The organism is Litchfieldella anticariensis FP35 = DSM 16096 (assembly GCF_000409775.1).
In the GTDB taxonomy this organism is placed as follows: Bacteria; Pseudomonadota; Gammaproteobacteria; order Pseudomonadales; family Halomonadaceae; genus Litchfieldella; species Litchfieldella anticariensis.
This window is the reverse complement of the sequence record NZ_KE332392.1, coordinates 259,905-283,507: the sequence shown is the minus strand read 5'-3', so window position 1 is coordinate 283,507 and position 23,603 is coordinate 259,905. Positions and strand designations below refer to the sequence as shown.

The window sequence follows — 23,603 nt, the reverse complement described above, 5'->3', positions numbered from 1 at the left end:
CACGGTGCCGTACCAGCGACACCATAAAATCAAGTAAGAAGAAGGAACGCTAAATGATCAGGGGATTGCTTTCATTCGGTATGCTGCTTGGCGCCCTACTGCTGACCACGGCTAGCTACGCACGCGATACCACACACATGCTTTCCATTGAAGAAGCGATGAATACTCCTGCTGCCAGGGAGAGACTCGATCCAAATATCCGTTTCTTCTTTGCCGATACCCCTCATGGAGAAGTCGTGGCTGAACACGGCAATTTCGTCACCAACAAGAAGACCAACGCCTTCAACAAGACCGACGAAGAAGCCTGTCGATGGGTCATGCTCTCAGCCCTGATCAGCCTTCAGGACCGCGTCAAGGCCGAAGGCGGCAATGCGGTCATCAACATCGAAAGTTTCTACAAACGCCATCCCATGACGTCACGCACCGAGTACGAATGTCATGCCGGTGCTCTGATGGCGGGAGTCGCCTTGCGTGGCGATGTCGTTACCCTGCATTGACCGAGATGGCAGCCCGCCTCGACTTGCACTTGGCACAAGCCCCCGCTGGTAGCAGCGGGGCTTACCTATCGCAGTTGGGTCGGGAGTTGCTCTCCCGGCTCGCGGCGCAACATGGGTTCGACTGCCCTTTGGATGGCTGGTCACCTCGAGGAAGCGGCCCGCCGAAGCACCCGGCGCTTCCCTCACCTTGGCAGGCAAGCCTGAGCCATCGTGATGGCAGAGTCATCGCCGGTCTTGCTCCCCTGCCTATTGGAATTGATCTGGAGCATACCCGTACTCGGCATGCCAGGCGCCTGGCAGCACTCATCGATTTACTGCCAGAACATGAGGTCCGACGCTCTATCCTCCTCGCAAGCGATTCCCAAGCCGCTTTCTACCGGGCATGGACTCTGCACGAAGCGTTGTATAAGCTCTCCTCTCTCCAGGGGGAGGCACCCAGCAGTGTGTTTGCCACTCGCTTGCAGCGGTTGGCTCCACGAGGAGATGCACATGCCTGGTTATGGCAAACCCCGAATTGGACGTTGGCCGTAACATCATTTACCGAAGACCTTCTCATCCATACTCGTCCTACTCTTTCCTTGCCCAAATTCATATGGGCATGAGAAAAGCTCCCCGCTAAGGTTAGGATGAACGCTTCCACCTCTGGATGACATCAGCTTGTTTCGAAACACAGTGATTTTGCATAAGCTCATCACCGCAGCGCTGCTATTGAATATCGCCACGCCCGTTCTGGCTTTCGACCTCGAAGCGCTACAAGCCCGCCTAGCCGAGCCTGCCACCATTCAAGGTCAGTTCGAACAACGCAGTTGGCTGGCCGACCAGGAAACACGCCTCTACAGCGAAGGACATTTCCTCTATCAGCGCGACCGGCAAGTGATCTGGCAGCTGCAGACTCCCGTGGACACGACGTTGGTGTTCCATGTCGATATCGTGCCTACGCCTGCCGAGAACGTTGAGGATGAGGAACAAAGAACTGACTTCATGTTGCTGACCGAGCGATTTGCCTTCGCCCAGCAACTGGTCGACCTGATTGGCGGCAATTGGCCAGCACTTTCCAATTACTATCACATCACCCTGGAAGGGGAACCCGAGCAGTGGCAGGTTCAATTGACTCCACTGGCCCCGCCCATGGAAACCTGGCTCGGTACACTGACGCTAGAAGGAAAGGAATACCTTGAGCAGATCACCCTCCGGGCTGCCAACGGTGATGAACTGGTCGTACGGCTAGAGGATCAGTATCCCGTGGACGAAATCGCCTTGCAGCCATTCTTTACCAAGCAGTTCGACCACATCATCGATAGCGAAGGAAATGGAGATAGCGAAGCAGGCAAGGATAGTGGGGATGAAGACCCCGGCGAGGAATAATGACGTTATTCTCGACCCTCAGGCTTCAGATATCCCATCGTCTTGCCGATAACCCGTTACCCGTTCAGCCACGTTTTTCATCAGAAGCACCAGGAGTTCAGGGATGCCATCCACAACCGTTATCATGTTAATCGTTGTCGTCACGCTCGCTATGGGCGCTCTGGGAATTGCCGCCAGCGATCTCGGTTGGCCACTCAACCCCGAACATCTGGCACCACTAGGTCTCTTCGCGCTTGCCCTGGCAGCCGTCATGAGCCTGTTGATCATGATGGCTGCACTGATCAGTGGCCTACGCACTCAGCACAAGGTATTGGCCTCGAGCCTCGAAGCCCAACATCGTCAGTTACGTGCCGCGGAAACGGCACAACTCATGGAACGCTTCGTGCATCAGGCCGAAGCCCTGCTCGACAAGGAAAGTCTGGATCCCAACAAACGTAGCGTTCTACGCTGTTTGGCCATTGACGCCTTGCGCGGCAATACTGGCCGCGGTGACCCCAACGTTGCGCGACTAGGAAGATTGTTCGAGTGGTTGGCCAACGAAGCCGAAGAAGCCAAAGGCGATGCGACTCGCATGCGCTTGATCGACCCTATCCTGCGTCAGTACGCTGAGCTTGCCAGCCAACTCTGTCAGGTAGGAGAGTGCGAGGATGAGCGACTGGCGGCATTTCTGCGCCACCAGCCGCGTCGACTTTCCGTCGATGAGGAAAAAGCGGGCTAGGCAGGCACCATCGCCGTGACGGTAATCTCGACTCTCAACTCATCGGCGGGCATCGGCGCACAGACACAAGTCCGCGCGGGAGCGTGACCCTCCGGGACCCAGGCATCCCATACCGCATTCATGGCGGCGAAGTCATCGCCATCCTTTAAGTAGATCGTTGCCGACAGCAGACGCTCGCGATCGGAGCCGATTTCCTTGAGCAGGGCATCCACTCGCGCCAGCATGCTTTCGGTCTGGGCGGTGATATCACCGTATCGAGCCTCAGGCCCCGCCACCTGACCACACAGGTAGGCCACTCCATTGTGAATCACGGCGCGGCTCATGCGCGCCTGGGCATCATGTCGAATGATGGTCATGTGAGTTCCTTGTCTCCATTTGCGAGTGACTCAATATCTGAACAGTCGATACATTGTTCAGCGCAGAAGTTGTTCAGCGTAGAAGTAATACCGGAGTGCTGGCCCTGCGCAACATGGCCGTGGTGGTGCTACCGACCAGCAGATGACGAATTCGAGTATGGCCGTAGGCCCCCATCACCAGCAGATCGATGTCATGCTCCTGCTGATAGGTACGCAGGCTCTCCTCGACTTCACCGGCACGAATCTCGCCATGCGCTTCGAAACCGGCATCGCTCAGCGTCTTCAGTGCCCAGTCGAGTTGGGAGCGCATATCCGCCACCTCGGCCCCGACCGTCACCACATGCACGGCAATACCTTTGAACAGCGGGCTGCTGGCGATCATCTCCACGCCCTTGCGCGTGGTCTTGCTGCCATCGAAGGCGATCAGCACCCGCTGAGGCCGCTCGAAGGTCTCAGGCACCACCAGGATCGGTCGATGCAGGCTGCGTACCACCCGCTCCAGATTGGAACCCAGGTGTTCGCTGGCCTGATGCGCCATCTCGCCACGCTTGCCGATCACCAGCAGGCGAATGTCGTTTTCCAGTTCGCTGAGCGTTTCTACCAGTTCTCCGTTGCGCTGTCGGATCCCCGGTTCGCTGATGCCATCCTCGATGGCACGCGACTTGGCGGCATCCAGCATCAACCGGCCCTGCTCCTGGGCCAGCTTGGCGCGTTTTTCGTCCAGCGATGCCAGTTCTTCCAGCAGATGCTCACGCGACCCCAAGCCGATGTTGCCGGATAGATCGGCTTCGGCTGTCTGCGGATGGTTGTCGACCACGTGCAAGAAGGTCAGTGGCGCACCGAGCGCCAAGCTGGCCCAGGCGGCGTAGTCGCATACCGCCGTCGAGAACTGCGAACCATCGATGGCGGCCATCACTTGATCGGTCATCATCATTTTCCTTGCTGGCATTTATTTTCTTTGAGACCGGCACCAGTACCAATGTTCTGTTTTACAACATTGTGCCGGTGCTGAGTACCTTGAATCACTATGCCCACTATCAGGCTCAGTGGCCACCCATCAGCTTCTCGACGGCATCGGGCTTGTCGTGAACAGCGAAGCGGTCGACGATGGTCGCGCTGGCCTCGTTGAGTCCGATGATCTCCACCTCTGTGCCTTCGCGACGAAACTTGATCACCACCCGATCCAGGGCTTCGACGGCAGTGATATCCCAGAAGTGTGCCCGCGACAGGTCGATGATCACCTTCTCGACGCTTTCCTTGAAGTCGAAGGCTTCCATGAAGCGTGTGGAGGAAGTGAAGAACACCTGCCCCACCACCTGATACTCGCGGCCCCGACCTTCCTCGATCTCGCGCGAGCCGATATAGAGGATGTTGCCCACCTTGTTGGCGAAGAACATCGCCGCCAGCAGCACCCCGACGAACACACCGATCGCCAAATTGTGCGTCGCCACCACCACGATCACCGTAGCCACCATGACGATGTTGGTGGAGAGCGGATGCTTCTTGAGGTCACGTATCGAGCTCCAACTGAAGGTGCCGATGGAGACCATGATCATCACCGCTACCAGAGCCGCCATGGGAATCTGCGACACCCAGTCGGAGAGAAATACCACCATCAATAGCAGCACCACGCCGGCAACCAGGGTGGAAAGACGCGTGCGGCCACCGGATTTGATGTTGATCACCGACTGACCGATCATCGCGCATCCCGCCATGCCGCCCAGCAGACCGGCGCCGATATTGGCGATGCCCTGCCCCTTGCATTCACGGTTCTTATCGCTGCGCGTATCGGTCAGGTCGTCGACGATGGTGGCGGTCATCATCGACTCCAGTAGCCCCACCACGGTCAGCATTACCGAGTAGGGCAGGATGATCATCAGTGTCTCGAGATTGAGCGGCACGTCCGGCCACAGGAATACCGGCAGCGTATCGGGCAGTTCCCCCATGTCACCCACGGTGCGGATCTCCATACCCGACACCATGTAGACGACGGTCAGCACCACGATACACACCAGCGGCGACGGTACGCTCTTGCCGATCACCGGCAAATAGGGGAACAGGTAAATGATGGCCAATCCGGCAGCGGTCATGGCATACACATGCCACGTCACACCAGTCAGCTCGGGTAACTGGGCCATGAAGATCAGGATCGCCAGAGCATTGACGAAACCGGTAACCACCGAGCGCGATACGAAGCGCATCAGGTCGGCCAGCCTGAGGTAGCCGGCAACGATTTGCAGCACCCCCGTCAACAGCGTTGCCGCCAGCAGGTACTCCAGACCATGGTCGCGCACCAGGGTCACCATCAGCAACGCCATGGCGCCGGTGGCTGCCGAGATCATGCCCGGTCGCCCGCCGGTGAAAGCGATGATGACGGCGATACAGAAAGAAGCGTAAAGGCCAACTTTGGGATCGACGCCAGCGATGATCGAGAAGGCAATAGCTTCGGGAATCAATGCTAGTGCTACGACGATGCCGGAGAGGGTGTCACCCTTGATATTGGAAAACCAGTCTTGCTTGATGGATCGTATCATTCTGCGGTCCAGTCGAAGGTCCATGTCATGCCCGAAGGCGCCAGGGATAAAACGGCAACAGGGTGCGAGACTCGTTCAGCGATGCCTCTCTATGCGAGGGCAGCACTGCCAGCCAAGCATTAAACTGTTTGAGTAACCCGGTTTGCGCGATGACATCAGCTTGATGCCAGGTGGTGACGCTTCCATGAAGACCTGGCGAGAGGTCTTGGAACCATTACCACGAAGAAAGGAAGGTATGCGCTAGGGCGGAGTGCACCTAGTCAGGGGCGCATGGTATGCAGTGTCACCAATCACGGTAGGTCGAATCCCGTTGCTCGTCTGAGGACAAATGCCGCTTTCGACTTTCGTCGCACCACGGTCTTATCACGAGCAACGAATTCTATCAGGAAAGCCTTTCACCCGCACCCTCGAGTCTCAGTCGCCGCTCTCGACGACGCTCGATCAATCCCTTGGCGAAGAGGGTGCCAAGTACGAGAGCTCCACCGAGCATAGCGATGGGGGCCGGCCGTTCGCCAAGGATCCACCATACCCACAGCGTGCCAACCACGACTTCCATCAGCATCAGCAGTCCCACGTCGGTGGCGGGCAGATACAAGGGGCCACGCTGGATCAATGTGAACCCTAGTGGCAGCAGGCCCAGGCACAGCAGTATCAGCAGGAAGGCACTCTCCACCGGCGGCCAGGCCAGGCCGTCGATTGCGCCACCGACCAAGGCGGCCATCGACGCCACCAGCACTCCCGACAGCGTCAGCATCGGGCTCATGTCGACTCCCGGCCGGGTACGGCAGAGGGTGAAGTTGGCAGCCAGGGCCACAGCCGCCAGCAGCGCGAAGCCGTTGCCCAGCCAGGAACCTGTGCCGGCGTCGTCGATCACGATCAGCGAGGTGCCCAGCATGCATAAGCCGATGGCGATCCAGGTGCGCAGCGGCTGCCGTTCGTGCAGGAATATTCGTGACAGAAGTGCTGCAATCAACGGTGCCCCGGCCAGAATCATCAGCACGTTGCCGCCTTTGGTGTATTGATTGCCAAGCACGAAGCCGAAGGTCGAGAAAGAGAACAGGACCGCTACGCCGATGCCAGTCCAGCCGCAACGCCGATAGGCCATCGTGAAACCACGACCGTTGCGCACGAACACAATGATCACGAAGCCAAGCGCAGTGAGCAGCCCTCGCCAGAACAGGATCTGGGTATCGGGCAGAGCGATCAGCTTGATCAGCAGGGCATCGGGGGAAATGATCAACGCACCGCCAGCAGTCATCAGTACTCCCTGCTGACGGTGGGAAAGGATGCGACTACTCACTCCTGAGAGGAACCCTTGTCGCTCGTTCCCCTTGCCGGCCCCATGTGCCGGAAGGCCTCCATGAGGTCGATGGGCAGCGGCACAACGATGGTCGAGGCGTTCTTGTTACTCATGTCGCTCATGGTCTGCAGGTAGCGCAACTGCAAGGCGGCTGAATTCTCTGACATGATATTGGCGGCCTCGACCAGCTTCTTCGAGGCCTGCAGCTCACCTTCGGCATGAATCACCTTGGCACGCCGCTCACGCTCCGCCTCAGCCTGGCGGGCAATGGCACGGATCATGCTCTCGTCGAGGTCGACATGCTTGATTTCGACGTTGGCAACCTTGATCCCCCAGCCTTCCGCCGAGGCATCGATGATCTCCTGGATATCGTCGTTGAGCTTATCGCGCTCGGAAAGCATTTCATCGAGATCATGCTTGCCGAGTACCGAACGCAGTGTCGTCTGCGCCAGTTGGCTGGTGGCGTTGACGAAATGCTCGACCTGGATGATGGCTTTTTCCGGATCGACCACCCGGAAATACAGCACCGCATTCACCTTCACGGTCACGTTGTCCTGAGAAATCACATCCTGTTCGGGAACGTCCATGGTGATCACGCGCAGATCGACCACTTCCATCTTCTGGATTCCGGGAATGATGATGAACAAACCCGGCCCCTTGACGGCCTGGAAACGCCCGAGGAAGAACACGACGCCACGCTTGTACTCCGGCAGGATACGGATCGAAGCCGCCAGAAACATTATCACCAGTACCAGTGGCACGAGATAGGAAATCATCATGGCTCACAACTCCTTGCCTTGGCTTGAGATTGACTGCTCGGCGACTACGGTGACTCGCTGGATCGTGATGCCTCGTCCACGGGCGCGACCTCGACTGTCAGTCCATCGATACCGACCACTGTCAGTTCGTCGCCCTTGCGGACTTCCATGGCGGCATGCGCCCTCCATAGTTCACCATGCAGCCTGACGCGTCCGTCGCCCTGGAAATCGCTGACGGCCACGGCTCGCGCGCCGATCAGCTCTTCCTGACCGGTTCGCGGCTTGCGTTTGCGCAGGCCCATGAAGCGAGTCATGGTCCACAACATGAGTATCGCCGCCAGCAGGGCGATCCCCCCGATCAGCGGGATGGAAATTCTGAGATTTTCCGCGTCCATGAGAATCACCGAGCCAATGACGAATGCAATGATGCCGCCGATCCCCAAGATACCGAAGCTGGGCATCAGCGCCTCCCCCACGATCAATCCCAGACCAGCCACGATCAGTGCCAGCCCGGCAAAGTTGATCGGCAACACTTGAAAGGCGAATAGCGCCAGCAACAGGCAGATGATGCCGATAGTGCCGGGCACCAGGCTACCCGGGCTGGAAAGCTCGAAAATCAGGCCATAGAAGCCGATGATCATCAGGAAATAGGCCACGTTGGGATTGGTGATCACCGCCAGCAGCTTGGTACGCCAGTCGGGATCGAAGCGCACGATTGCCAAATCCTGAGTCTTCAGCGTGCGCTCGCCACTCTCCATCACCACTTCACGGCCATCGATCTGGGTCAGCAGATCGTCGATATCACGCGCCATCACGTCGATGACATTGCGCTCCAACGCTTCGTTGGCCGTCAGGTTGACCGCTTCACGCACCGCCGCTTCGGCCCAATCGGCATTGCGACCATGACGTTCGGCCAGGCTGCGGATATAGGAAACCGCATCCTCGAGCACTTTGCGCTCCATAGCGGTTTCACCACGCCGGGGTGACGCCTTGGGTTTGGCCTGCTCTTCGTCGGCAGCCTGCTCATCACCAGCCTGTTCGTTACCGCCATTGTTCCCCTCGCCCTGGGAAGTTTCCTCGCCAGACCCCTCGTCACTCCCGCCGCCATCAGGTTCTTCATCACCACCCCCAAAGGGTGACCCACCGCCACCGCCTATCTGTACCGGTGTCGCCGAGCCGAGATGCGTGGCGGGCGCCATCGCCGCGACATGGCTGCCATACATGAGGTAAGTGCCGGCACTGGCTGCACGCGAACCGCTGGGCGAGACATAGATGGCCACGGGCACGGGAGATCCCAGCATGGCACTGATCATGTCGCGCATGGAGGCATCCAGTCCGCCTGGCGTATCCATCTGCACGATGACGATCTCGGCATTACGCTCATCGGCTTCGCGCAGCCCCCGCTGGAAATAATCACTGATCGCGGGGCCGATCGCGCCGTCGACCGTCATCACCAGCGCACGGCGTCGCTCGTCATCCTGCGCCCAGGATTGCCACGCCAGCACCACTCCCAATACCAGGCACAGCAAACTGCAGACGGCCAAGATCTTGCCCCGGATACCGGTATCGGACGTGCCCATGATGCGCTCCCCACGACAATGGCCTTCGTTCTGTGCGATGCGAGCCAAGGAGACGTCATTCTCTCCTCCCTGTAGGTATGACCCGCGCAGTGCCGGATCGATGCTTCGGCACAGCCACGATAGCGATACTTTCCTGTCGCCATCAGGCCCTATTCATCGTTATATATCTCATAAAGATAGATAAGATTTGGGGTTTTACGATTTGCCTGCACCACGCGCTTCCAACGCCAATGCAGGCCTGCCGCCAAGCGTATACGGGGGCACTGCCTTAGCGCCCCCTGCATACGCCCCGATACCTTGCAGACTGCAGATCAGCAAAGCCCTAACATGACTGCCAATGCAAACGAACGTTCATGCCGCCCTTTGGGACAAGGTCTCTTCCAACTGCTTCGACCAGTTCGGCAAGTCGATCGGCAGTTGACCGATCACTTCCAGGTCTCGATTCTCGAACACATCGTCTTGCGATGCCCGTAGGCGTTCGATCTCACGATCCCGATGCGCCAGCAACACTTCCAGATAAGGGCGATAGCAATGCAACATGGCCGTGATCCAGCGATTGACCGGCCAGGATGGCCAGGCATGGTCGATCTCGAAAGCATCGGCCAACGCCAGCGTCTTGTCGGCGCGGCGCCATTTCTCACCTGTCACCCAACGGTTGGTGGTGAACAATCCGATCGGCAGTCCCCAGGCATCCATGGAGATCGCGATCAGATGGGTAGGTGTCTTGACCTTGCCCGGCTGGTTGTCTCTGGATGGCCGATTGAACAGATGGAAGTGCCCATGTTCACCTTCGCGGTGAGCATGGTAATAATACTGACCACCGGTCTCGCGGTCGTAGACATCCCCGTCGGGATAATGATTGAACTGTACGAACTTGCCCTGCCCCTTGAGAATCTCGCCGACCAGGTTGAGACCGACTTTTTTCAACACTCGCTGGCAGTCAAGAGCCTCCCGTGCAGCCTTTGCCATGGCTTGCAATTGCTCCCGGGAATAACCCTCCAGACTCGGGGTCGAAACAGGCTCACCGATGGCAAACGCTTCGAATGAAGACATAGGTATCTCCTGCCAAGAAATCCACGGCACACGCCCCTGCGGACATGGGCTCCCCCATGCCCGCTATTATGGCAATCGTCAAAGGGTGCGTGTTATAGGCTATGAGATTCTCCCGCTTCACGCCGCTGCAACTCCACAACGTAGGCAGAGAGTGCTGCCAACTCATCCGAATCCCAGGCCAGGGTATCCGCTGCCATCGGAGTGAGCATGCAGATCTGGACCATCTCGTCGGCGTGTACTTGTTCCATGCCATACATGTTCTGCCCCATGGCCACCTGATGGGGATACGCCTGGCCGAAAGTGGCTTGATAGCCCTGGTTGCCGTCGGCCCCATGGCAACTGGAGCAGGACATACCGTTGGTGCTCAGACTTGTATCCTGGAACAGATCCTTACCTTGAGCGATCAAGGCTTCAGCATTTCCCTCCGACTCGCTATAGCGTGGGGAGTAGCCATCGGGTCGCTTGACGGCACAGGGGTTCTTGCTGCTCGCTTCGCAAGGATTGCAGGCACCACAGCCGCTCGCCGCACACGGATTCTTCCCAGCACAGGGGTTGGCCCCGGCACACGGATTCTTCTCAGCGCAGGGATTAGTGCCACAAGGACTACAAGCGCCACATTTTTGTTTGATAGCGCACGGATTCTTCTCGGCACAGGGGTTGGCCCCGGCACATGGATTCTTCTCAGCACAGGGGTTGGCTCCACAAGTCTGCATCACGGCGCAAGGGTTGCCCCCGGCGCAAGGATTGGTTTCACCACTGGCTGCCACAGACTGTAGCGCAACCCCACCCATCGATATGGCCAACAAAGCCCCCGCCAAGGTACACGCCGTCTTGCTGGTACAAGAGAAGGGGAAGCGTTTCTTGAATTTCATGGCTTTCACTCCATCGTTATTGTCAGAGATGAGGGTTATCAGGAAGACGCCTCGCCGTTGCGCGTCACTCTTTGGTAGAAAGCGATGATGGATGTCTTACACACAAGTTTCTTTCTTTTAATTACACTTAGGAATATAAATATTTATTTATTGAATATCATTCCTCGATTTCCCCGCTCAGGATCTCTGCCTCCCAAGCCAAGGCATAAGGAGTGAACCCGGTTTCCAATAAGGGCTTGATAACCAGAAAATATGGGGAAAAATCGAAATCCCTTGGTGTGAACAGCGTATGATGTCGTTTTTTCAGAATCTTTCTTCTGCACCCCTGGCAAAGCGACTCATCGTCTTGCCACATGTGATCGGGAAGGATGGGGTAGTTGATGGACTGAAAAGCCTGAGCAATCAATGTCGAGCATATCGCTCGTGTCGGTTCGCCGCTGCCCAGCCCCAGCATGCGTCGCCGCCAACGACTCGGCACGGGAGGAATGGGCAGAAGATAGCGAGCCAAATCGAAGATATTACGCAAGTCATATTGATAGCCGATACGCTGACACGCGAATTCGACTACTGCTTCGATATCTTCCTTGCGCAACCCTACCGGGCGACAGATACGCAGGTTATAGCCTCTGAATTCGTCAAAATCGACGATCCTGATCCCTTCCACGACATCCGCTTCGATGAATTCACCGCTGCGCTCACCTTGAGAGTCACCTGACCTTGAATTGCCGATATAAAGTGCGGCATGCGACCAGGAAGACTGGGTCAGATACTTGATTGCCGTGCTGATCCTTGATGTACCCTCGACCAAAAGTACATCTCCTGGGCGCAGGCATCTTAATAAACTATCGGGTTGATAGTTAGGCAAAGTGTCATATTGCGGTCTCGGGCATGTCAACCAACAGCCAAGGCCATATCCTATATGATGCAGTAGCGAGTTCATGTTCGCCACTCCTGTACATTAGCTACGGCATACGATCATTCACCACCGGCTCTCCCACCTGGATCAAAGGTTCAACATTGGTGAACTTGGAAATATCTTCGAATATTTCACTCCCGACTTCATCGATCGCTTTATTAAACACCTCCTTGGTCTCAAACCCCATGTACGTCACAAGATAAAAGGGGGAATCGTGCTCGGCACCCTTGGCCACTCGAATGAACTTCAACCCATAGTCATCAAGCAAACGCATGGCCAAGGGAATATGATGGTTCAAGTAGTAGCCCTCATCGAACGTCATCCCATCCCTGTTCGGATACATCACCAAAATGTCTATCATCTTCTCCACCTTTTCCCTATTCTGGAGCCTAAGCAATCATCTTTAGCAAATTATCCATGGTGTTTCTTTGTCTTGCTGACCAGGCTTTCCTTACTTCAAGAAGTCGAAAACCTCGCAGCAACCGCTACACATGCGGCACTCACTACGCATAGGCTATTCGCTGTAAGCTTTTCTACATTGGCACGACTAAATGAAATTTCGCAGGGACTCGATATGGGTAGCTCTTCTTTCATCAGCATCATCATTCCAACCTTGAATGAAGCCGAAAGCATCGAAGCCCAGCTTGGCGAGTTGCATGCGCTCGGAGAAGACGACATGGAAGTCGTCGTCGTTGATGGAGGAAGCGGCGACGATACCTTGGCGCTTGCCGCTCCTTTGGCTTCCCATGCTCTGTCCAGTGCTCCCGGCCGCGCGCTGCAGATGAACGTAGGAGCACAGGCCAGCCAAGGTGACATCCTGCTATTCCTGCATGCCGATACTCGCCTCCCCCATGGAGCGCTTGATGAAATTCGGCAGGCACTCGCCGGTAACCGTGAATGGGGGAGATTCGATATCCGGCTCCAAGGAGATCACCGTATGCTCAAGGTGATCGCCCTGGCCATGAACGTCCGCTCGCGACTCAGCGGCATCGCCACGGGCGATCAGACACTGTTCATGACGCGTCGTGCCTTCGAGGCAGTGGGAGGCTTTCCCGAACAACCCTTGATGGAAGACATCGAAATTTCAAAGCGTCTGAAACGCTTGTCACGCCCGGCCTGCCTACACTCACGCGTAGTCAGTTCCGCCCGTCGCTGGGAGGGTCACGGCCTATGGTCCACCATATGGCTGATGTGGCGTTTGCGCTACCGCTACTGGCGCGGCGCCGATAGCCGTCAACTGGTCAAGGAGTACCGGCATGCTCGATAGAAGGTTCGATGACCTCCAGGCACCTGACGATTTTCCTCTCGCCATCCTGGCCAAAGCGCCATTGCTGGGGCGGGTCAAGACACGTTTGATTCCTTACCTCGGTGAGCAAGACGCCGCTCAACTGCACGAACAGCTACTGCGCCAGACCTTGGTGGTTGCGCTCAAGGCCACCTCGGCGGAACGCATCGTGCTATGGACGGCCTTGGACCATGCGCACCCATTATTCCTGGAGCTGGCAGAGCATCATGGCATCGCGTTACTACCTCAGCCTGAAGGAGACCTGGGGTTACGCATTCACCACGCCCTTCTTTCCATGCCGGGACCGGGCCTCGTCATTGGCAGCGATTGCCCGGTGCTGTCACCTGCCCTGTTGTCACACTGCTGGGGGGCCCTGCAAAACGCCGATGGCGTATTTCTTCCAGCACAAGATGGTGGCTATGCCCTGGTCGGTACACACCATTCCAACATTCGTCTTTTCGAGAATATCGATTGGGGAACCGAACATGTCATGTCCCAGACTCGTCAACGTGCACAGGAACTGGACTGGGACATTGTCTGTCCTGCCGAAGTATGGGATGTCGATCGCCCGGAAGATGTCGAGAGATGGGTGCTGTCATGCAAAGAGCCGCCAAACGGCTATGCTTGACGGCTCTTTATCAAGACGACTCTATACCATCAAAACGTTATGGTCCTGACGCTATATCGGTTATTGGTTTGCACTCTATCACTCAACTCCTGACCTTCCACCTCAAGAACATAGCGGCCGGGCTCCAGGGTTTCGGTAATCACAAAGTCCCCACCATGCTGCCTGGCAGAGCTGACCACATTATCATCATGATCCAACAAACGCGCCTTTATTATCATATTGACACCTATCGACCCCCAACTCGCACTAGTTATTTTAATATTCGTCGGAGAATCAACATTAAGAGTGTAGCGGTCCACGTATGATGTGGGAACCAAGCGGAGGTTTGAAACACCATTATGTGATAGCTCTGGCGTTGCCATTGCGAGCGAGTGGCTCACTCCACCTAGACCGAGCATCAATGCGAGAGATAAACTGATCACGAAATTCGAGCGGTTCATGGCAATTCCCCTTCAATTCTTAGTCATATCAACCCCAGTCCTTTCTGAATACTGCCTCTCCACAAAAGCCATACATGGCCACCATTTCACTTCCCTTTGTTTTTTAGTAGCCAACATTGCACACTCATTACACACATTTCTCGACTTTTCATATATGCAAAACCAACCCAACCATAGCACTACATTCCCAGCGCCAGATGTAAGGAATGAACCTTAAGAGCGACAAATATCAGTAAACCACTTGACCTTTAACATTAGTTGTCCATCATGACTTAGTGAGTCCCGATGGAAGTCATGAGATGTCGATATCAGAGAGCGAAGAAAAAAACGATAGAATGCAGCGGCTCACAGCGGTCAGGCCACGATTGGTATCATTTGCCCGCTTGCAGCTCCGTGACCCCGCCCAAGCCGAGGATGCCGTTCAGGAGGCGCTTGCCGCCGCTATTGAAAAGGACGATACCTTCTCCGGCCGCTCGGGTTACGAAACCTGGGTCTTTGGCATTCTCAAGTACAAGATACTCGACGCCTTACGCGCCCAACGACGCAATGGCAGATGGCAGCCACTCGAGAACGAGCTGGATGAAGAGGCTATCGACAGGCTGTTTCAGCAAAATGGAAGATGGCAGGAAGACGCTAGGCCTTCCAGTTGGGGCGATCCCGAAGCGGCTTTCCTCAATGAACGCTTTTGGCAAGTATTCGATACCTGCATGATCGCCCTTCCGGACAATATCGCACGTGTATTTTCGCTGCGGGAATTGATGGGGCTATCCACCGAGGACATTTGCAAGGAAACGGGTATCAAAGAGAATAATTGCTGGGTCATCCTGCATCGGGCGAGGCTTCGCTTGCGCGCCTGCATCGAACGTGGCTGGCTGTCGGAGGAGAAATGATGTTCAAGATGATGATGTGCAAAGAAGCCACTCGGTTGATGTCCAAACGTCTGGATGCCCCACTGAGTTTTCAAGAAAAACTGTCACTGAAGCTACATCTCGCCATGTGTGATGCATGCACGGAATGCAACAAGCAATTTGCCTTGCTGCATGAAGTGGGCCCCAGATTCGAGATGCTCGTGAGCGAGATTCCAGATGAGGGGGGAAGTTCTCGCCAGGAGTAATCGCTCAAGGGCTATTGGTTGCCTTCACCAGCGGCTTCCCTCGCGAGCTCGTTCAGCACGGCCGCCACCTTTTCCAAGGGAAGCCCACAGGCTTCGAGACCATGGCGTTCGGCAAGATAGCGAGGTGAATTCCACTCGAGGTAAATGGCCCCGTCCGCCTCGCGCAATACCATTTTCTGTGGGAGATCCAAGGCCACACTGCCCTGGCATTGCATGAACGGCGTTCCCACTTTGGGGTTGCCGAAAATGAATGTCCGCGTCGCGGGCAGTTCGAGATCGACCGAACGAGCATTGGCGGTATGATCGACCACGGCCACCAGCGTCAGACCACGCTCCTCCAGCGCGCCCCGTAGTCGCTGATCAACTTCTTCGACACCTAAGGGACTGGTCACGCGCTCGATACCCTTATCCGGCCCCTCGGCCATGGCGGTGCTTGACAGCCCAGCCACCATGGCAGCAATCATCAATCCGCTTTTGAACATGATTACCACTCCTATCCTTGATGTGGGGACTCTCAGCATTGACAACATGGCCTCGCATGACAAGTCTCCATGTCGAATGCCAAGACATTCGCCGCTAGGCGGCAAGTGCTGAATCAAACTCGCGATCTTGCCAATCCCCATAAGCCCGCCAACAGCAAGGCGATGGCAACGGGAATCAAGAGCGGGGCGATACTGGCAACGGCCCCGGCAATCGGCAGCCCGAGCCATATCAAGACGAGCGGTGCGCAGCAGGCACCGCCGGCGAGCAACGCTGGAACTGCCGCGAACAGACCGACACCAGCGCTCCGTACCCGGCAAGTTTGTGGCATTCGCCAAGCCAACCACCCGGCCGTCACGTTCAGGCCCACCAGAGCCCCCACGGCCAGTGCCAGGAAGGCATTCACCGGACTGAAGGTCCACATCAGCGGCCCCAAAGCGAGCAGGCCGACTGGCTCGAACTGGAACGGGGCGCGCCATTCGAACACGCGTTCCCAGGCGGGGAAACTGACATGCGCGCCGCTGCCGCCCCCGGCGATATCGCCGGTCAACCACAGATACAGCAGCGCATAGCCGACCGCAACCAAGCCAATGACGGCTCGCGAGCCGGGGCGCCCAAGCAAGATGGCCGATAGCGCCAACATGGCTTTCATAGCGCCTCCCCTCCTTCATATACCGCAGTTTCCGGATAGAACGCCGCCCAAGCAAACCACATGGCCTCGAAGGCATTGACTGCCTCCAGATTCTCGAGCCCCGAGCCACTGACACCTTCGGCATTGAAGGTCAGATTCGACGCCTCGATTTCGATATCATCGGGATTGTGGAACACCCAACCGGTATCCAGGTCCGGATCATGCACCACGGTGTACTGACTGCCATTCAGGGAGACGTCGACCACTTCCTCCTCGCGCAAGGCATCCTTGTCGATGGCGATAGCCCCATCCGCGGTCCGCACTCCTAGGACCATCGACTTGGGTGGATAGCGTTCGTCGTCGGTCATGACCGGAAATAGCCGGCGACTATCGGGATGGTAATAGCCTCGCAAGGGGCGATAACTGCCATACGGGTCACGCCGATAATTGCGCACATAGCCGGTCTGGTCGGTAAGCACCTCAGTATCGGGATGACGCGCCTTCCACTGCCCCCAAGTGGTCCAGAACACCCGGAACTCCTCGAGCCCTTTACCGCTCAAGGGGCCATCGATGGCTACACCGAGGATCTGTGGCCATTCGCTATCGGTAGCCCGGTCGTACATCACCAGGTTGCTGTTGACCAACTTACCCGATACCCCCAACTCGGTATCGCCACGCTCGAAGCCCAGCGCCGTGCCAGTCAACGGGCAGTAGGTGATGCTGACCGGTTCACCGGCAAATTCGTCATTGACGATCTCGTGCCAGACCAGGATGCGCTGTGGATAGGCACGGGCCTCGCCATGACGATAGATACCGATCACGATGTCCTCGTCATCGAGGAAACCATCGGCCTGCTCGGCGCTCTGGAAGCGAGGGTTGTCGATGGCGGGAATCCCATCCTTACCCGGGCCGCCGGAACGTACCGCCGAGCGAAACTCCTCCAAAGAGTACGCGATGGGTACCGCAGGCGGATCAACGAGCGGCGGGCTGGCCAGTGTCGAGGACAGTGGCAACAACAATGCCGCCAAGGGTAAGGAAATCTTTAAAGCACTCAGGGGCGACATGCGGCACCTCACGGCAGCAACCTTCCGGTAGGTTGGTCGCTATACCGCGTCGTTCCTTACACGACTCACCGATCATGACCGCTTTCTGCCGGCTGATCTGGTTTCACGATGCGCGGATGGACATCAGTCTGCACCCCCTATAGCACACGGTCCCGCAAACTGCGGCTGGATGGCGGCTTGCGGAACCGTTAGCGGAGTAAGTCAGTGATAGTCATCCTTGCCAGACATGGCCGGCGAAGGCTTCGTCCAGCTCAGGATGATTGATGTGGTTGGAGTAGTTGCTCAACGTCTTCACGGCCAGCGCCAGCACGATCTGAAGCACGTGCTGCTCCTCGAAGCCGGCCGCCAGGAAGGCATCGACGTCACGCTGGGTGGGCATGCCCCGCGTCTCGAACATCACTCTGGTGAACGCGCTCAGGGCCGCCAAGCGCTCATCGGGAATGGGCTGGTCGTTACGGAGGGCCTCCAGCACATCGGCAGGCACCTGCGACATCTTTTCCCCCAACATGCTGTGGGCAGCCATGCAGTACTTGCAGCCGTTGAGTCGGCTGATGGTCAGTAATATGGCTTCCTGCTCGGGCGGTGCAAAGCCGGACTCCTCGCGGAACAGCTCATAGCCATGCAGGTAGGTGTCCAGCACCCCGGGAGCCTTGGCCATGCCCTCGTACATCTTGGGTACGAAACCAAGCTTGGCATGGGCCTTCTCGAGTAACGGTTTTGCCTTGACATCGGCATTGTCGAGGGTCTGGGGAGCGAGTTTCATTTGGTATTCGGCTGCCATAAGTCATTCCTCCTTGCCTGATGAAGCACCGGTTGGTGCCGGATCATATATGGAACGAATAGTCCATATATGGCAAAAAAACACCAACAAGAGGTAATAGTCAGCGTAGGGTGTCGAGTATCAGCTCCACCACATGAGTGGCTTCATCGGCATCGGCCCCGCTCTTGAGCAGCGTCCGCAGTCCTGCCATCCCCACGGTAAGGTAGGTGGCCAACGACCGTGCATCGCGATGCGGATCGATATCGCCCTCGGACTGGGCGCGTACCACCGCTTGGCGGAAAAGTTCGGTGATCGCCCTGACACTCTCGCCGGCCTCACGAGACGGCAAATCGCCGCGCTGACCGAGCTCGCTGGCGGAATTGAAGATCAGACACCCGATCGCGGCGCGTTCGCTGCCGGCATCCTGAGCCGTATCGCGAAACAGTCCTTCCACGAAGGTCAGCGCCGAGGGAGAGGCCTCGAGTTGCCGGTGAAGCCGGCCGATCAGATTTTCCCGATAGCGGCGCAGGGCCTCGAGGAACAATTGTTCCTTGCTGCCGAATGCCTGATACAGGCTGCTACGCGAGAGCTGCATCGCCTCCAGCAGGTCTCGGGTCGAAGCCGAATCGTAGCCTCTGGCCCAGAAGACCTGCATGGCAGCGCTCACGGCCTGATCCGGATTGAATGCGATAGGGCGTCCACGTGTCATACGAAAAATTTAGAACCAATCGTTCCACAATTCAAGCCAAGGCCAGCCGAAGAGAAGGGATGTAAGGAACCTCCGTGAATAGCGACCCATCAAGAGCCATAACAACAACCACCGGAGTCGAGAGATTACCGAGAAAGACATAGCACCGGGATACCAAACACAGCGCAAGGTCCTGCGAATCTGGTCCTCAGTGAGAGAATCGCCATGAAAAACCCCAAGACGCTGCTTCGTATCAGCGTGATTGGCACGGTGCTGGTCGCGCTGTGCTGTTTCACCCCAATCCTGGTCATCCTGCTTGGCACGGTAGGTCTGGCGGCGCTGACGGGCTATCTCGACTACGTGCTGCTCCCTACCCTGGCCGCCTTTATCGGCCTGACTCTCTACGCCTTGTATCGCACAAGGACCTTGAGGACGTGTCGCAGCGATAGATCCCGTAAGGAATAACGATCATGAGTGAAACCAAGATTTTGCACATTGCCGTGATCGGAAGCGGCGGTGCCGCCATGGCAACCGCCCTGAAAGCCGTCGAGCGTGGGGCCCGGGTCACCCTGGTCGAGCGTGGCACCATCGGCGGTACCTGCGTGAATGTCGGCTGTGTACCTTCCAAGATTCTGATCCGCGCCGCGCGCATCGCCCATCAACGTCGGGAGAGTCCGTTCGATCAAGGCATCACCGCCACCGCGCCGGTAATCGACCGGGAGCAGCTGTTGGCCCAGCAGCAGGCACGAGTCGAAGCGCTACGGCATGGCAAATACGAAACTATTCTGGCCGACAATCCAGCCATCACCGTGCTGCATGGCGAGGCGCATTTCGTCGATGCCCATACCCTGAACGTGCGTACCGATGACGGCAGCGAGCAAAGTGTCATCTTCGACCGGGCCTTTATCGGCACCGGTGCTCGCCCTGCCATCCCGCCCATACCGGGGCTCGCCGAGACACCCTACTGGACCTCCACCACCGCACTGGCCAGCAACACCATTCCCGAGCGCCTGGCAGTGATCGGCGCCTCGGCGGTGGCTGTGGAGCTGGCCCAGGCCTTCGCCCGGCTCGGCAGCCAAGTAACGGTCCTCGCTCGCCGCCACCTGTTCTCCCGGGAAGACCCAGCTATCGGCAAGGCCATCGAGGCCGCCTTCCGCGCTGAAGGGATCGAGGTGTTTAACGAAACCCAGGCCGGCCGGGTCGCGTATGCCAACGATGAGTTCGTGCTCACCACCAGTGCCGGGGAGATCCACGCCGACCAGTTGCTGGTTGCCACCGGTCGCACCCCCAATACCGAGGCCTTGAGCTTGGAAACCATCAGGGTGAAAACGGTACAGGGCGCCATAGTCGTCGATGATCGCCTGCAAACGAGCGTTCCCGATATCTATGCCTCAGGCGACTGCTCCGACCAGCCACAGTACGTCTACGTTGCCGCCGCCGGCGGTAGCCGGGCAGCAATCAATATGACCGGCGGGGATGAGAGGCTGGATCTTGACGCCATGCCGGCAGTCATTTTCAGCGACCCGCAAGTGGCCACCGTTGGATTGACGGAAGCCGAGGTCAAGACCCGCGGTATCGGCGTCGTGAGCCGCACCCTGACATTGGATAACGTGCCACGGGCACTGGTCAATTTCGACACCAGCGGTTTCATCAAGATGGTGGCTGAGAGCGAGTCAGGACGCCTGCTCGGCGTGCAGGCAGTCGCCGGTGAGGCCGGCGAGCTCATTCAAACGGCGGTAATGGCGCTGCGCGCACGGATGACCGTCCACGATATCGCCAATGAGCTGTTCCCCTACCTGACCATGGTCGAGGGGCTCAAGTTGTGCGCCCAGACTTTCACCAAGGATGTCACGCAACTGTCCTGCTGTGCGGGATGAAATCTCGTCATCTCATGGGCGCCCACTGACGATCGACCACCTTGTTACCACACGATAGGTGGGGGGAGATGCGGCAGAACGCGATTCTCGTAAAAGGACATTGGCTATCGTCATCCCTTGTGATACTGCGGCAGCAGCATAGGCGGGGGTTAGATCAAGGTTTGCCCACTACAGACCATACTTTTCCATCATACGCAGCCACACCTCGCTCACCGTGGGGAAGGCAGGCACTGCATGCCAGAGGCGTTCCAGCGGCACTTCGCCGACGATGGCGATGGTCGCTGCATGGAGAAGTTCTCCCGCCCCGGGCCCGATAAACGTTGCACCGACGATGATACCTCTGTCCTCGTCGATGACGAGTTCGCAATGCCCCTCGATCCCTTCCCCAAGCGCAGCGGCGCCGGCAACGGCTCCGAAGGGATGCTCCACGGACCGAACTTTTAACCCCTTGTTGCGGGCTGACTCGGCCGTCAGGCCCACTGCCGCCACTTGGGGGTCGGTAAAGATGACACGAGTATTGGCCGTAGCGTCCGCCCATGCCAAGGCTTTCTTGCCAAGGATGACATCCGCCGCCATGCGGGCCTGATACTTGCCCATGTGAGTGAAGAGATTGCGCCCATTGACGTCACCGACTGCATAGAGCCAGCCCGCTGGCACATCGACGACGCACAATCGGTCATCGACACGAAGATACTCGCCGGCCTGAAGCCCGATGCTCTCGAGGCCCAGATCCTCCGTGGCCGGCTTGCGACCGACGGCAACGATCAGCTCCTGTGCAGATAACACTTCGCCGTCGTCGAGCTCGGCAAAGATCGAGCCGTCACGCCTTTCGACGGAGACGACACGGGTGCCTGTGCGCACCTCGATGCCCATATCAGTGAAAGATTGCGCCAACGCTGCCCCGACCACAGCCGCTTCGCCTGGCAGTAACCGGTCTTGTGACTCAATCAGGCTAACCTTGTGGCTACCCAAGGTGCGCCAAGCCTGAGCCATCTCGGCACCAACCGCTCCTCCTCCCATGACAATCAAGCTCTCGGGGACCGAGCGCGCCGTCGTAGCTTTGCGACTGTCCCAAGGCGCGGCCTCGGCAAGCCCCTTGATCGGTGGCATCGCAGCAACGCTGCCTGTTGCCACTACTACCGCTCGGGCAGCCTCGAGCTCACGCATGGAGCCATCGGGCTCAATGACGTTTACCTTGCGCTCATCGACCAGACGCGCCCTGCCCCGCACGAAGTCGACACCAGCGGACTCCAGCCACTCGACCTGCCCACTATCGTCCCAGTGACTGGCCAAGGCGTCACGGCGTCGCAATGCCTCGTCCACGTCGATGTCGCCAGAGAGCGCCGCCCGAGCCCCAGGCGTGCGACGCGCGGCCATAATGGCCTCACCCGGGCGGAGTAGCGCCTTACTAGGCATGCACGCCCAGTAGGAGCATTCACCCCCAACCAGTTCCTTCTCCACCAACACCGTCCGCAAGCCACCAGCAGCCACACGCCCGGCGACGTTCTCACCAACCGCGCCACCACCGATGACAACCACCTCGTAGCGTTCCGCCATGAGTTGCCTCTCCTCGCCAGCACAAGCAGCGTCGTCCTGGAACTGTGAGCTCGTAACCCACTAGTGTAGCTACCTCGCTTGGGAGTCAATCGACATTGCTCGAAACGGATTTCTGCAGAATTGCCCCGTTGTCAGCAGGCCGAAGAATGCCCGCCCACCAATAGAACGCTGTCAGTGCTCGCATTTGGCATGCCTACTAGTGTAAGCAATAGGTGCCTCTTGAGGACTAATAACGACCGATGATGTTGATGTCGGGATTCGTGGAACATGTCCTGCGCCAGTGAGTTGGCTATCGACACGTGACTTGGGATGGCTATGACAAACAAACCTGGCATAAAGTCCAGGATCGCACTGGGAATCGCTGTGCTGATTGGCTTAATGGTTTTCTATTGGATTCTGACGGAAACCGGTGCCTTATCGACACTTACTAACAAACGAGCTCTGCGAGAATGGGTAGATCAATTGGGTATCTGGGGGCCATTAGCTATTATCGCCATGATGGTAATGGCCATTGTCATGAGTCCCATACCTAGTGGTCCGATCGCTATGGTAGCGGGCGCCCTCTACGGCCCTATGTGGGGGACCGCATATGTGGTCATTGGTGCCGAAGCCGGCGCTCTGCTCGCCTTCTGCATTGCGCGCAAGCTCGGCTTTGAGGCGATTCAGCACTGGCCTCGTATACGTCCCATACTGCATTGGCTAAAAAAGGATCGCTCACAAACAGGATTGATGGTCGTTGTTTTCGCATCGCGACTGGTGCCCTTTATTTCGTTCGATGCTGTCAGCTACGCGGCAGGCCTCACACCGCTTGCCTTCTGGCGTTTCTTGGTTGCTACCTTCGCGGGTGTGCTGCCAACCGCCTACTTGATCGTCACATTCGGCGAAATACTCATTACTGCCGATTCCAGAGGCTTGACGGCTTTGCTGCTTTTAATCAGCAGCATTACGCTGTTACCGATCCTGTTGAGGCTCGTTTGGGCTCTGCATCGAAAGAGAAAAAAACGCCCAAGCTAGAATCAATGAAAGCTATGGGTTTGGACAATTTATTAAAAGCGCCACTGACATCAGTGGCGCTTTCGTTGCTCTGCCTTAGAAGTTGTACTGAGCGGAGAACTGCAAGCGTATGTTGT

At 57.4% G+C, this 23,603-nt stretch carries 28 protein-coding genes; 11 read left to right on the top strand and 17 right to left on the bottom strand.

Features of this window, described 5'->3' with window-relative positions:
- Positions 1-53: 53 nt before the first annotated feature.
- The 4 genes from L861_RS16880 to L861_RS16870 all read left to right on the top strand — a co-directional run bounded on the left by L861_RS16880 (position 54) and on the right by L861_RS16870 (position 2,580).
- A complete protein-coding gene (locus L861_RS16880; protein ID WP_016417850.1) occupies positions 54-497 on the top strand; it encodes a hypothetical protein in 444 nt (147 codons plus the stop codon).
- The gene (locus L861_RS24270) at positions 434-1,099 is read left to right on the top strand and encodes a 4'-phosphopantetheinyl transferase superfamily protein (RefSeq protein ID WP_330217786.1); all 666 of its coding nucleotides are present in this window, start codon (positions 434-436) and stop codon (positions 1,097-1,099) included. Before L861_RS16880 ends, L861_RS24270 begins: the two co-directional genes overlap by 64 nt.
- Positions 1,100-1,169: 70 nt before the next feature.
- Positions 1,170-1,862: a LolA family protein gene (locus L861_RS16875; RefSeq protein WP_016417849.1), complete on the top strand. Its 693-nt coding sequence runs from the start codon at positions 1,170-1,172 to the stop codon at positions 1,860-1,862.
- Between the two features lie 103 nt (positions 1,863-1,965).
- On the top strand, positions 1,966-2,580 hold the full coding sequence (locus L861_RS16870; protein ID WP_016417848.1) for a hypothetical protein: 615 nt from the start codon (positions 1,966-1,968) through the stop codon (positions 2,578-2,580).
- On the opposite strand, the gene L861_RS16865 is transcribed toward L861_RS16870, so the two are convergent.
- The 10 genes from L861_RS16865 to L861_RS16815 all read right to left on the bottom strand — a co-directional run bounded on the left by L861_RS16865 (position 2,577) and on the right by L861_RS16815 (position 12,310).
- Positions 2,577-2,936: a RidA family protein gene (locus tag L861_RS16865; RefSeq protein ID WP_016417847.1), complete on the bottom strand. Its 360-nt coding sequence runs from the start codon at positions 2,934-2,936 to the stop codon at positions 2,577-2,579. The genes L861_RS16870 and L861_RS16865 overlap by 4 nt on opposite strands.
- A 73-nt stretch (positions 2,937-3,009) precedes the next feature.
- Positions 3,010-3,864 carry a universal stress protein gene (locus tag L861_RS16860; RefSeq protein ID WP_016417846.1) on the bottom strand — a complete coding sequence of 285 codons (855 nt, stop codon included), beginning with the start codon at positions 3,862-3,864 and terminating at the stop codon, positions 3,010-3,012.
- Positions 3,865-3,979: 115 nt separating this feature from the next.
- Positions 3,980-5,470, bottom strand: coding sequence for a SulP family inorganic anion transporter (locus tag L861_RS16855; RefSeq protein ID WP_016417845.1), 1,491 nt, complete (start codon positions 5,468-5,470; stop codon positions 3,980-3,982).
- Positions 5,471-5,852: 382 nt separating this feature from the next.
- Positions 5,853-6,728 carry a DMT family transporter gene (locus L861_RS16850; RefSeq protein WP_016417844.1) on the bottom strand — a complete coding sequence of 292 codons (876 nt, stop codon included), beginning with the start codon at positions 6,726-6,728 and terminating at the stop codon, positions 5,853-5,855.
- A 38-nt stretch (positions 6,729-6,766) separates the two neighbouring features.
- Positions 6,767-7,549 (bottom strand): slipin family protein, encoded by a 783-nt coding sequence (locus L861_RS16845; RefSeq protein ID WP_016417843.1) that lies wholly within the window; start codon positions 7,547-7,549, stop codon positions 6,767-6,769.
- A gap of 44 nt (positions 7,550-7,593) precedes the next feature.
- Entirely contained in the window at positions 7,594-9,108 is a 1,515-nt protein-coding gene (locus L861_RS16840) for an NfeD family protein (RefSeq protein WP_035568645.1), read from the bottom strand.
- A gap of 351 nt (positions 9,109-9,459) precedes the next feature.
- On the bottom strand, positions 9,460-10,161 hold the full coding sequence (locus L861_RS16835) for a DUF6969 family protein (RefSeq protein ID WP_016417841.1): 702 nt from the start codon (positions 10,159-10,161) through the stop codon (positions 9,460-9,462).
- Positions 10,162-10,253: 92 nt separating this feature from the next.
- On the bottom strand, positions 10,254-11,033 hold the full coding sequence (locus L861_RS23695; RefSeq protein ID WP_016417840.1) for a c-type cytochrome: 780 nt from the start codon (positions 11,031-11,033) through the stop codon (positions 10,254-10,256).
- 157 nt (positions 11,034-11,190) lie between these two features.
- A complete protein-coding gene (locus L861_RS16820; RefSeq protein ID WP_021029217.1) occupies positions 11,191-11,973 on the bottom strand; it encodes a YiiX/YebB-like N1pC/P60 family cysteine hydrolase in 783 nt (260 codons plus the stop codon).
- Between the two features lie 22 nt (positions 11,974-11,995).
- Entirely contained in the window at positions 11,996-12,310 is a 315-nt protein-coding gene (locus L861_RS16815; RefSeq protein WP_016417838.1) for an EthD family reductase, read from the bottom strand.
- Positions 12,311-12,523: 213 nt separating this feature from the next.
- On the opposite strand from L861_RS16815, the gene L861_RS16810 reads away from it, so the two are divergent.
- Together L861_RS16810 and L861_RS16805 are read left to right on the top strand one after the other, a co-directional pair.
- Positions 12,524-13,216, top strand: coding sequence for a TIGR04283 family arsenosugar biosynthesis glycosyltransferase (locus L861_RS16810; protein ID WP_016417837.1), 693 nt, complete (start codon positions 12,524-12,526; stop codon positions 13,214-13,216).
- Positions 13,206-13,862 (top strand): TIGR04282 family arsenosugar biosynthesis glycosyltransferase, encoded by a 657-nt coding sequence (locus L861_RS16805; RefSeq protein WP_016417836.1) that lies wholly within the window; start codon positions 13,206-13,208, stop codon positions 13,860-13,862. The genes L861_RS16810 and L861_RS16805 overlap by 11 nt, the downstream gene beginning before the upstream one ends.
- 29 nt (positions 13,863-13,891) lie before the next feature.
- On the opposite strand, the gene L861_RS16800 is transcribed toward L861_RS16805, so the two are convergent.
- Entirely contained in the window at positions 13,892-14,302 is a 411-nt protein-coding gene (locus L861_RS16800) for a hypothetical protein (protein WP_016417835.1), read from the bottom strand.
- A 335-nt stretch (positions 14,303-14,637) separates the two neighbouring features.
- On the opposite strand from L861_RS16800, the gene L861_RS16795 reads away from it, so the two are divergent.
- Together L861_RS16795 and L861_RS16790 are read left to right on the top strand one after the other, a co-directional pair.
- On the top strand, positions 14,638-15,192 hold the full coding sequence (locus L861_RS16795) for a sigma-70 family RNA polymerase sigma factor (protein ID WP_236617173.1): 555 nt from the start codon (positions 14,638-14,640) through the stop codon (positions 15,190-15,192).
- Positions 15,189-15,416, top strand: coding sequence for a zf-HC2 domain-containing protein (locus tag L861_RS16790; protein ID WP_236617172.1), 228 nt, complete (start codon positions 15,189-15,191; stop codon positions 15,414-15,416). Before L861_RS16795 ends, L861_RS16790 begins: the two co-directional genes overlap by 4 nt.
- Positions 15,417-15,427: 11 nt before the next feature.
- On the opposite strand, the gene L861_RS16785 is transcribed toward L861_RS16790, so the two are convergent.
- The 5 genes from L861_RS16785 to L861_RS16765 all read right to left on the bottom strand — a co-directional run bounded on the left by L861_RS16785 (position 15,428) and on the right by L861_RS16765 (position 19,018).
- Positions 15,428-15,898, bottom strand: a complete 471-nt coding sequence (locus L861_RS16785; RefSeq protein WP_016417832.1) for a DUF302 domain-containing protein — start codon at positions 15,896-15,898, stop codon at positions 15,428-15,430.
- A 113-nt stretch (positions 15,899-16,011) separates the two neighbouring features.
- Positions 16,012-16,548: a hypothetical protein gene (locus tag L861_RS16780; RefSeq protein WP_016417831.1), complete on the bottom strand. Its 537-nt coding sequence runs from the start codon at positions 16,546-16,548 to the stop codon at positions 16,012-16,014.
- Entirely contained in the window at positions 16,545-17,591 is a 1,047-nt protein-coding gene (locus L861_RS16775) for a DUF3179 domain-containing protein (protein ID WP_016417830.1), read from the bottom strand. The genes L861_RS16780 and L861_RS16775 overlap by 4 nt, the downstream gene beginning before the upstream one ends.
- 211 nt (positions 17,592-17,802) lie before the next feature.
- Positions 17,803-18,372 (bottom strand): carboxymuconolactone decarboxylase family protein, encoded by a 570-nt coding sequence (locus L861_RS16770; RefSeq protein ID WP_016417829.1) that lies wholly within the window; start codon positions 18,370-18,372, stop codon positions 17,803-17,805.
- Positions 18,373-18,472: 100 nt separating this feature from the next.
- Positions 18,473-19,018, bottom strand: coding sequence for a TetR/AcrR family transcriptional regulator (locus L861_RS16765; protein WP_161629077.1), 546 nt, complete (start codon positions 19,016-19,018; stop codon positions 18,473-18,475).
- Positions 19,019-19,264: 246 nt separating this feature from the next.
- Between L861_RS16765 and merF the strand changes: the two genes are divergently transcribed.
- Together merF and merA are read left to right on the top strand one after the other, a co-directional pair.
- Entirely contained in the window at positions 19,265-19,504 is a 240-nt protein-coding gene (merF, locus tag L861_RS16760; protein ID WP_016417827.1) for a mercury resistance system transport protein MerF, read from the top strand.
- A gap of 5 nt (positions 19,505-19,509) precedes the next feature.
- Positions 19,510-20,916 (top strand): mercury(II) reductase, encoded by a 1,407-nt coding sequence (gene merA, locus L861_RS16755; protein WP_016417826.1) that lies wholly within the window; start codon positions 19,510-19,512, stop codon positions 20,914-20,916.
- 168 nt (positions 20,917-21,084) lie between these two features.
- Here merA and L861_RS16750 read toward each other — a convergent pair whose 3' ends face one another.
- Complete coding sequence (locus L861_RS16750; RefSeq protein WP_016417825.1) at positions 21,085-22,473, bottom strand: dihydrolipoyl dehydrogenase family protein; 1,389 nt, start codon at positions 22,471-22,473, stop codon at positions 21,085-21,087.
- Between the two features lie 315 nt (positions 22,474-22,788).
- Here L861_RS16750 and L861_RS16745 point away from each other — a divergent pair, with 315 nt between their 5' ends.
- Positions 22,789-23,487, top strand: coding sequence for a TVP38/TMEM64 family protein (locus tag L861_RS16745; RefSeq protein ID WP_027948061.1), 699 nt, complete (start codon positions 22,789-22,791; stop codon positions 23,485-23,487).
- Positions 23,488-23,603: the final 116 nt, after the last annotated feature.

What these genes read in the sequence shown, in the direction of transcription:
- L861_RS16880 (WP_016417850.1), top strand. Translation starts at nt 54, where the DNA reads ATGATCAGGGGATTGCTTTCATTCGGTATGCTGCTTGGCGCCCTACTG.
- L861_RS24270 (WP_330217786.1), top strand. Translation starts at nt 434, where the DNA reads ATGTCATGCCGGTGCTCTGATGGCGGGAGTCGCCTTGCGTGGCGATGT.
- L861_RS16870 (WP_016417848.1), top strand. Translation starts at nt 1,966, where the DNA reads ATGCCATCCACAACCGTTATCATGTTAATCGTTGTCGTCACGCTCGCT.
- L861_RS16865 (WP_016417847.1), bottom strand. Translation starts at nt 2,936, where the DNA reads ATGACCATCATTCGACATGATGCCCAGGCGCGCATGAGCCGCGCCGTG.
- L861_RS16860 (WP_016417846.1), bottom strand. Translation starts at nt 3,864, where the DNA reads ATGACCGATCAAGTGATGGCCGCCATCGATGGTTCGCAGTTCTCGACG.
- L861_RS16855 (WP_016417845.1), bottom strand. Translation starts at nt 5,470, where the DNA reads ATGATACGATCCATCAAGCAAGACTGGTTTTCCAATATCAAGGGTGAC.
- L861_RS16850 (WP_016417844.1), bottom strand. Translation starts at nt 6,728, where the DNA reads ATGACTGCTGGCGGTGCGTTGATCATTTCCCCCGATGCCCTGCTGATC.
- L861_RS16845 (WP_016417843.1), bottom strand. Translation starts at nt 7,549, where the DNA reads ATGATGATTTCCTATCTCGTGCCACTGGTACTGGTGATAATGTTTCTG.
- L861_RS16840 (WP_035568645.1), bottom strand. Translation starts at nt 9,108, where the DNA reads ATGGGCACGTCCGATACCGGTATCCGGGGCAAGATCTTGGCCGTCTGC.
- L861_RS16835 (WP_016417841.1), bottom strand. Translation starts at nt 10,161, where the DNA reads ATGTCTTCATTCGAAGCGTTTGCCATCGGTGAGCCTGTTTCGACCCCG.
- L861_RS23695 (WP_016417840.1), bottom strand. Translation starts at nt 11,033, where the DNA reads ATGAAATTCAAGAAACGCTTCCCCTTCTCTTGTACCAGCAAGACGGCG.
- L861_RS16820 (WP_021029217.1), bottom strand. Translation starts at nt 11,973, where the DNA reads ATGAACTCGCTACTGCATCATATAGGATATGGCCTTGGCTGTTGGTTG.
- L861_RS16815 (WP_016417838.1), bottom strand. Translation starts at nt 12,310, where the DNA reads ATGATAGACATTTTGGTGATGTATCCGAACAGGGATGGGATGACGTTC.
- L861_RS16810 (WP_016417837.1), top strand. Translation starts at nt 12,524, where the DNA reads ATGGGTAGCTCTTCTTTCATCAGCATCATCATTCCAACCTTGAATGAA.
- L861_RS16805 (WP_016417836.1), top strand. Translation starts at nt 13,206, where the DNA reads ATGCTCGATAGAAGGTTCGATGACCTCCAGGCACCTGACGATTTTCCT.
- L861_RS16800 (WP_016417835.1), bottom strand. Translation starts at nt 14,302, where the DNA reads ATGAACCGCTCGAATTTCGTGATCAGTTTATCTCTCGCATTGATGCTC.
- L861_RS16795 (WP_236617173.1), top strand. Translation starts at nt 14,638, where the DNA reads ATGCAGCGGCTCACAGCGGTCAGGCCACGATTGGTATCATTTGCCCGC.
- L861_RS16790 (WP_236617172.1), top strand. Translation starts at nt 15,189, where the DNA reads ATGATGTTCAAGATGATGATGTGCAAAGAAGCCACTCGGTTGATGTCC.
- L861_RS16785 (WP_016417832.1), bottom strand. Translation starts at nt 15,898, where the DNA reads ATGTTCAAAAGCGGATTGATGATTGCTGCCATGGTGGCTGGGCTGTCA.
- L861_RS16780 (WP_016417831.1), bottom strand. Translation starts at nt 16,548, where the DNA reads ATGAAAGCCATGTTGGCGCTATCGGCCATCTTGCTTGGGCGCCCCGGC.
- L861_RS16775 (WP_016417830.1), bottom strand. Translation starts at nt 17,591, where the DNA reads ATGTCGCCCCTGAGTGCTTTAAAGATTTCCTTACCCTTGGCGGCATTG.
- L861_RS16770 (WP_016417829.1), bottom strand. Translation starts at nt 18,372, where the DNA reads ATGGCAGCCGAATACCAAATGAAACTCGCTCCCCAGACCCTCGACAAT.
- merF (WP_016417827.1), top strand. Translation starts at nt 19,265, where the DNA reads ATGAAAAACCCCAAGACGCTGCTTCGTATCAGCGTGATTGGCACGGTG.
- merA (WP_016417826.1), top strand. Translation starts at nt 19,510, where the DNA reads ATGAGTGAAACCAAGATTTTGCACATTGCCGTGATCGGAAGCGGCGGT.
- L861_RS16750 (WP_016417825.1), bottom strand. Translation starts at nt 22,473, where the DNA reads ATGGCGGAACGCTACGAGGTGGTTGTCATCGGTGGTGGCGCGGTTGGT.
- L861_RS16745 (WP_027948061.1), top strand. Translation starts at nt 22,789, where the DNA reads ATGACAAACAAACCTGGCATAAAGTCCAGGATCGCACTGGGAATCGCT.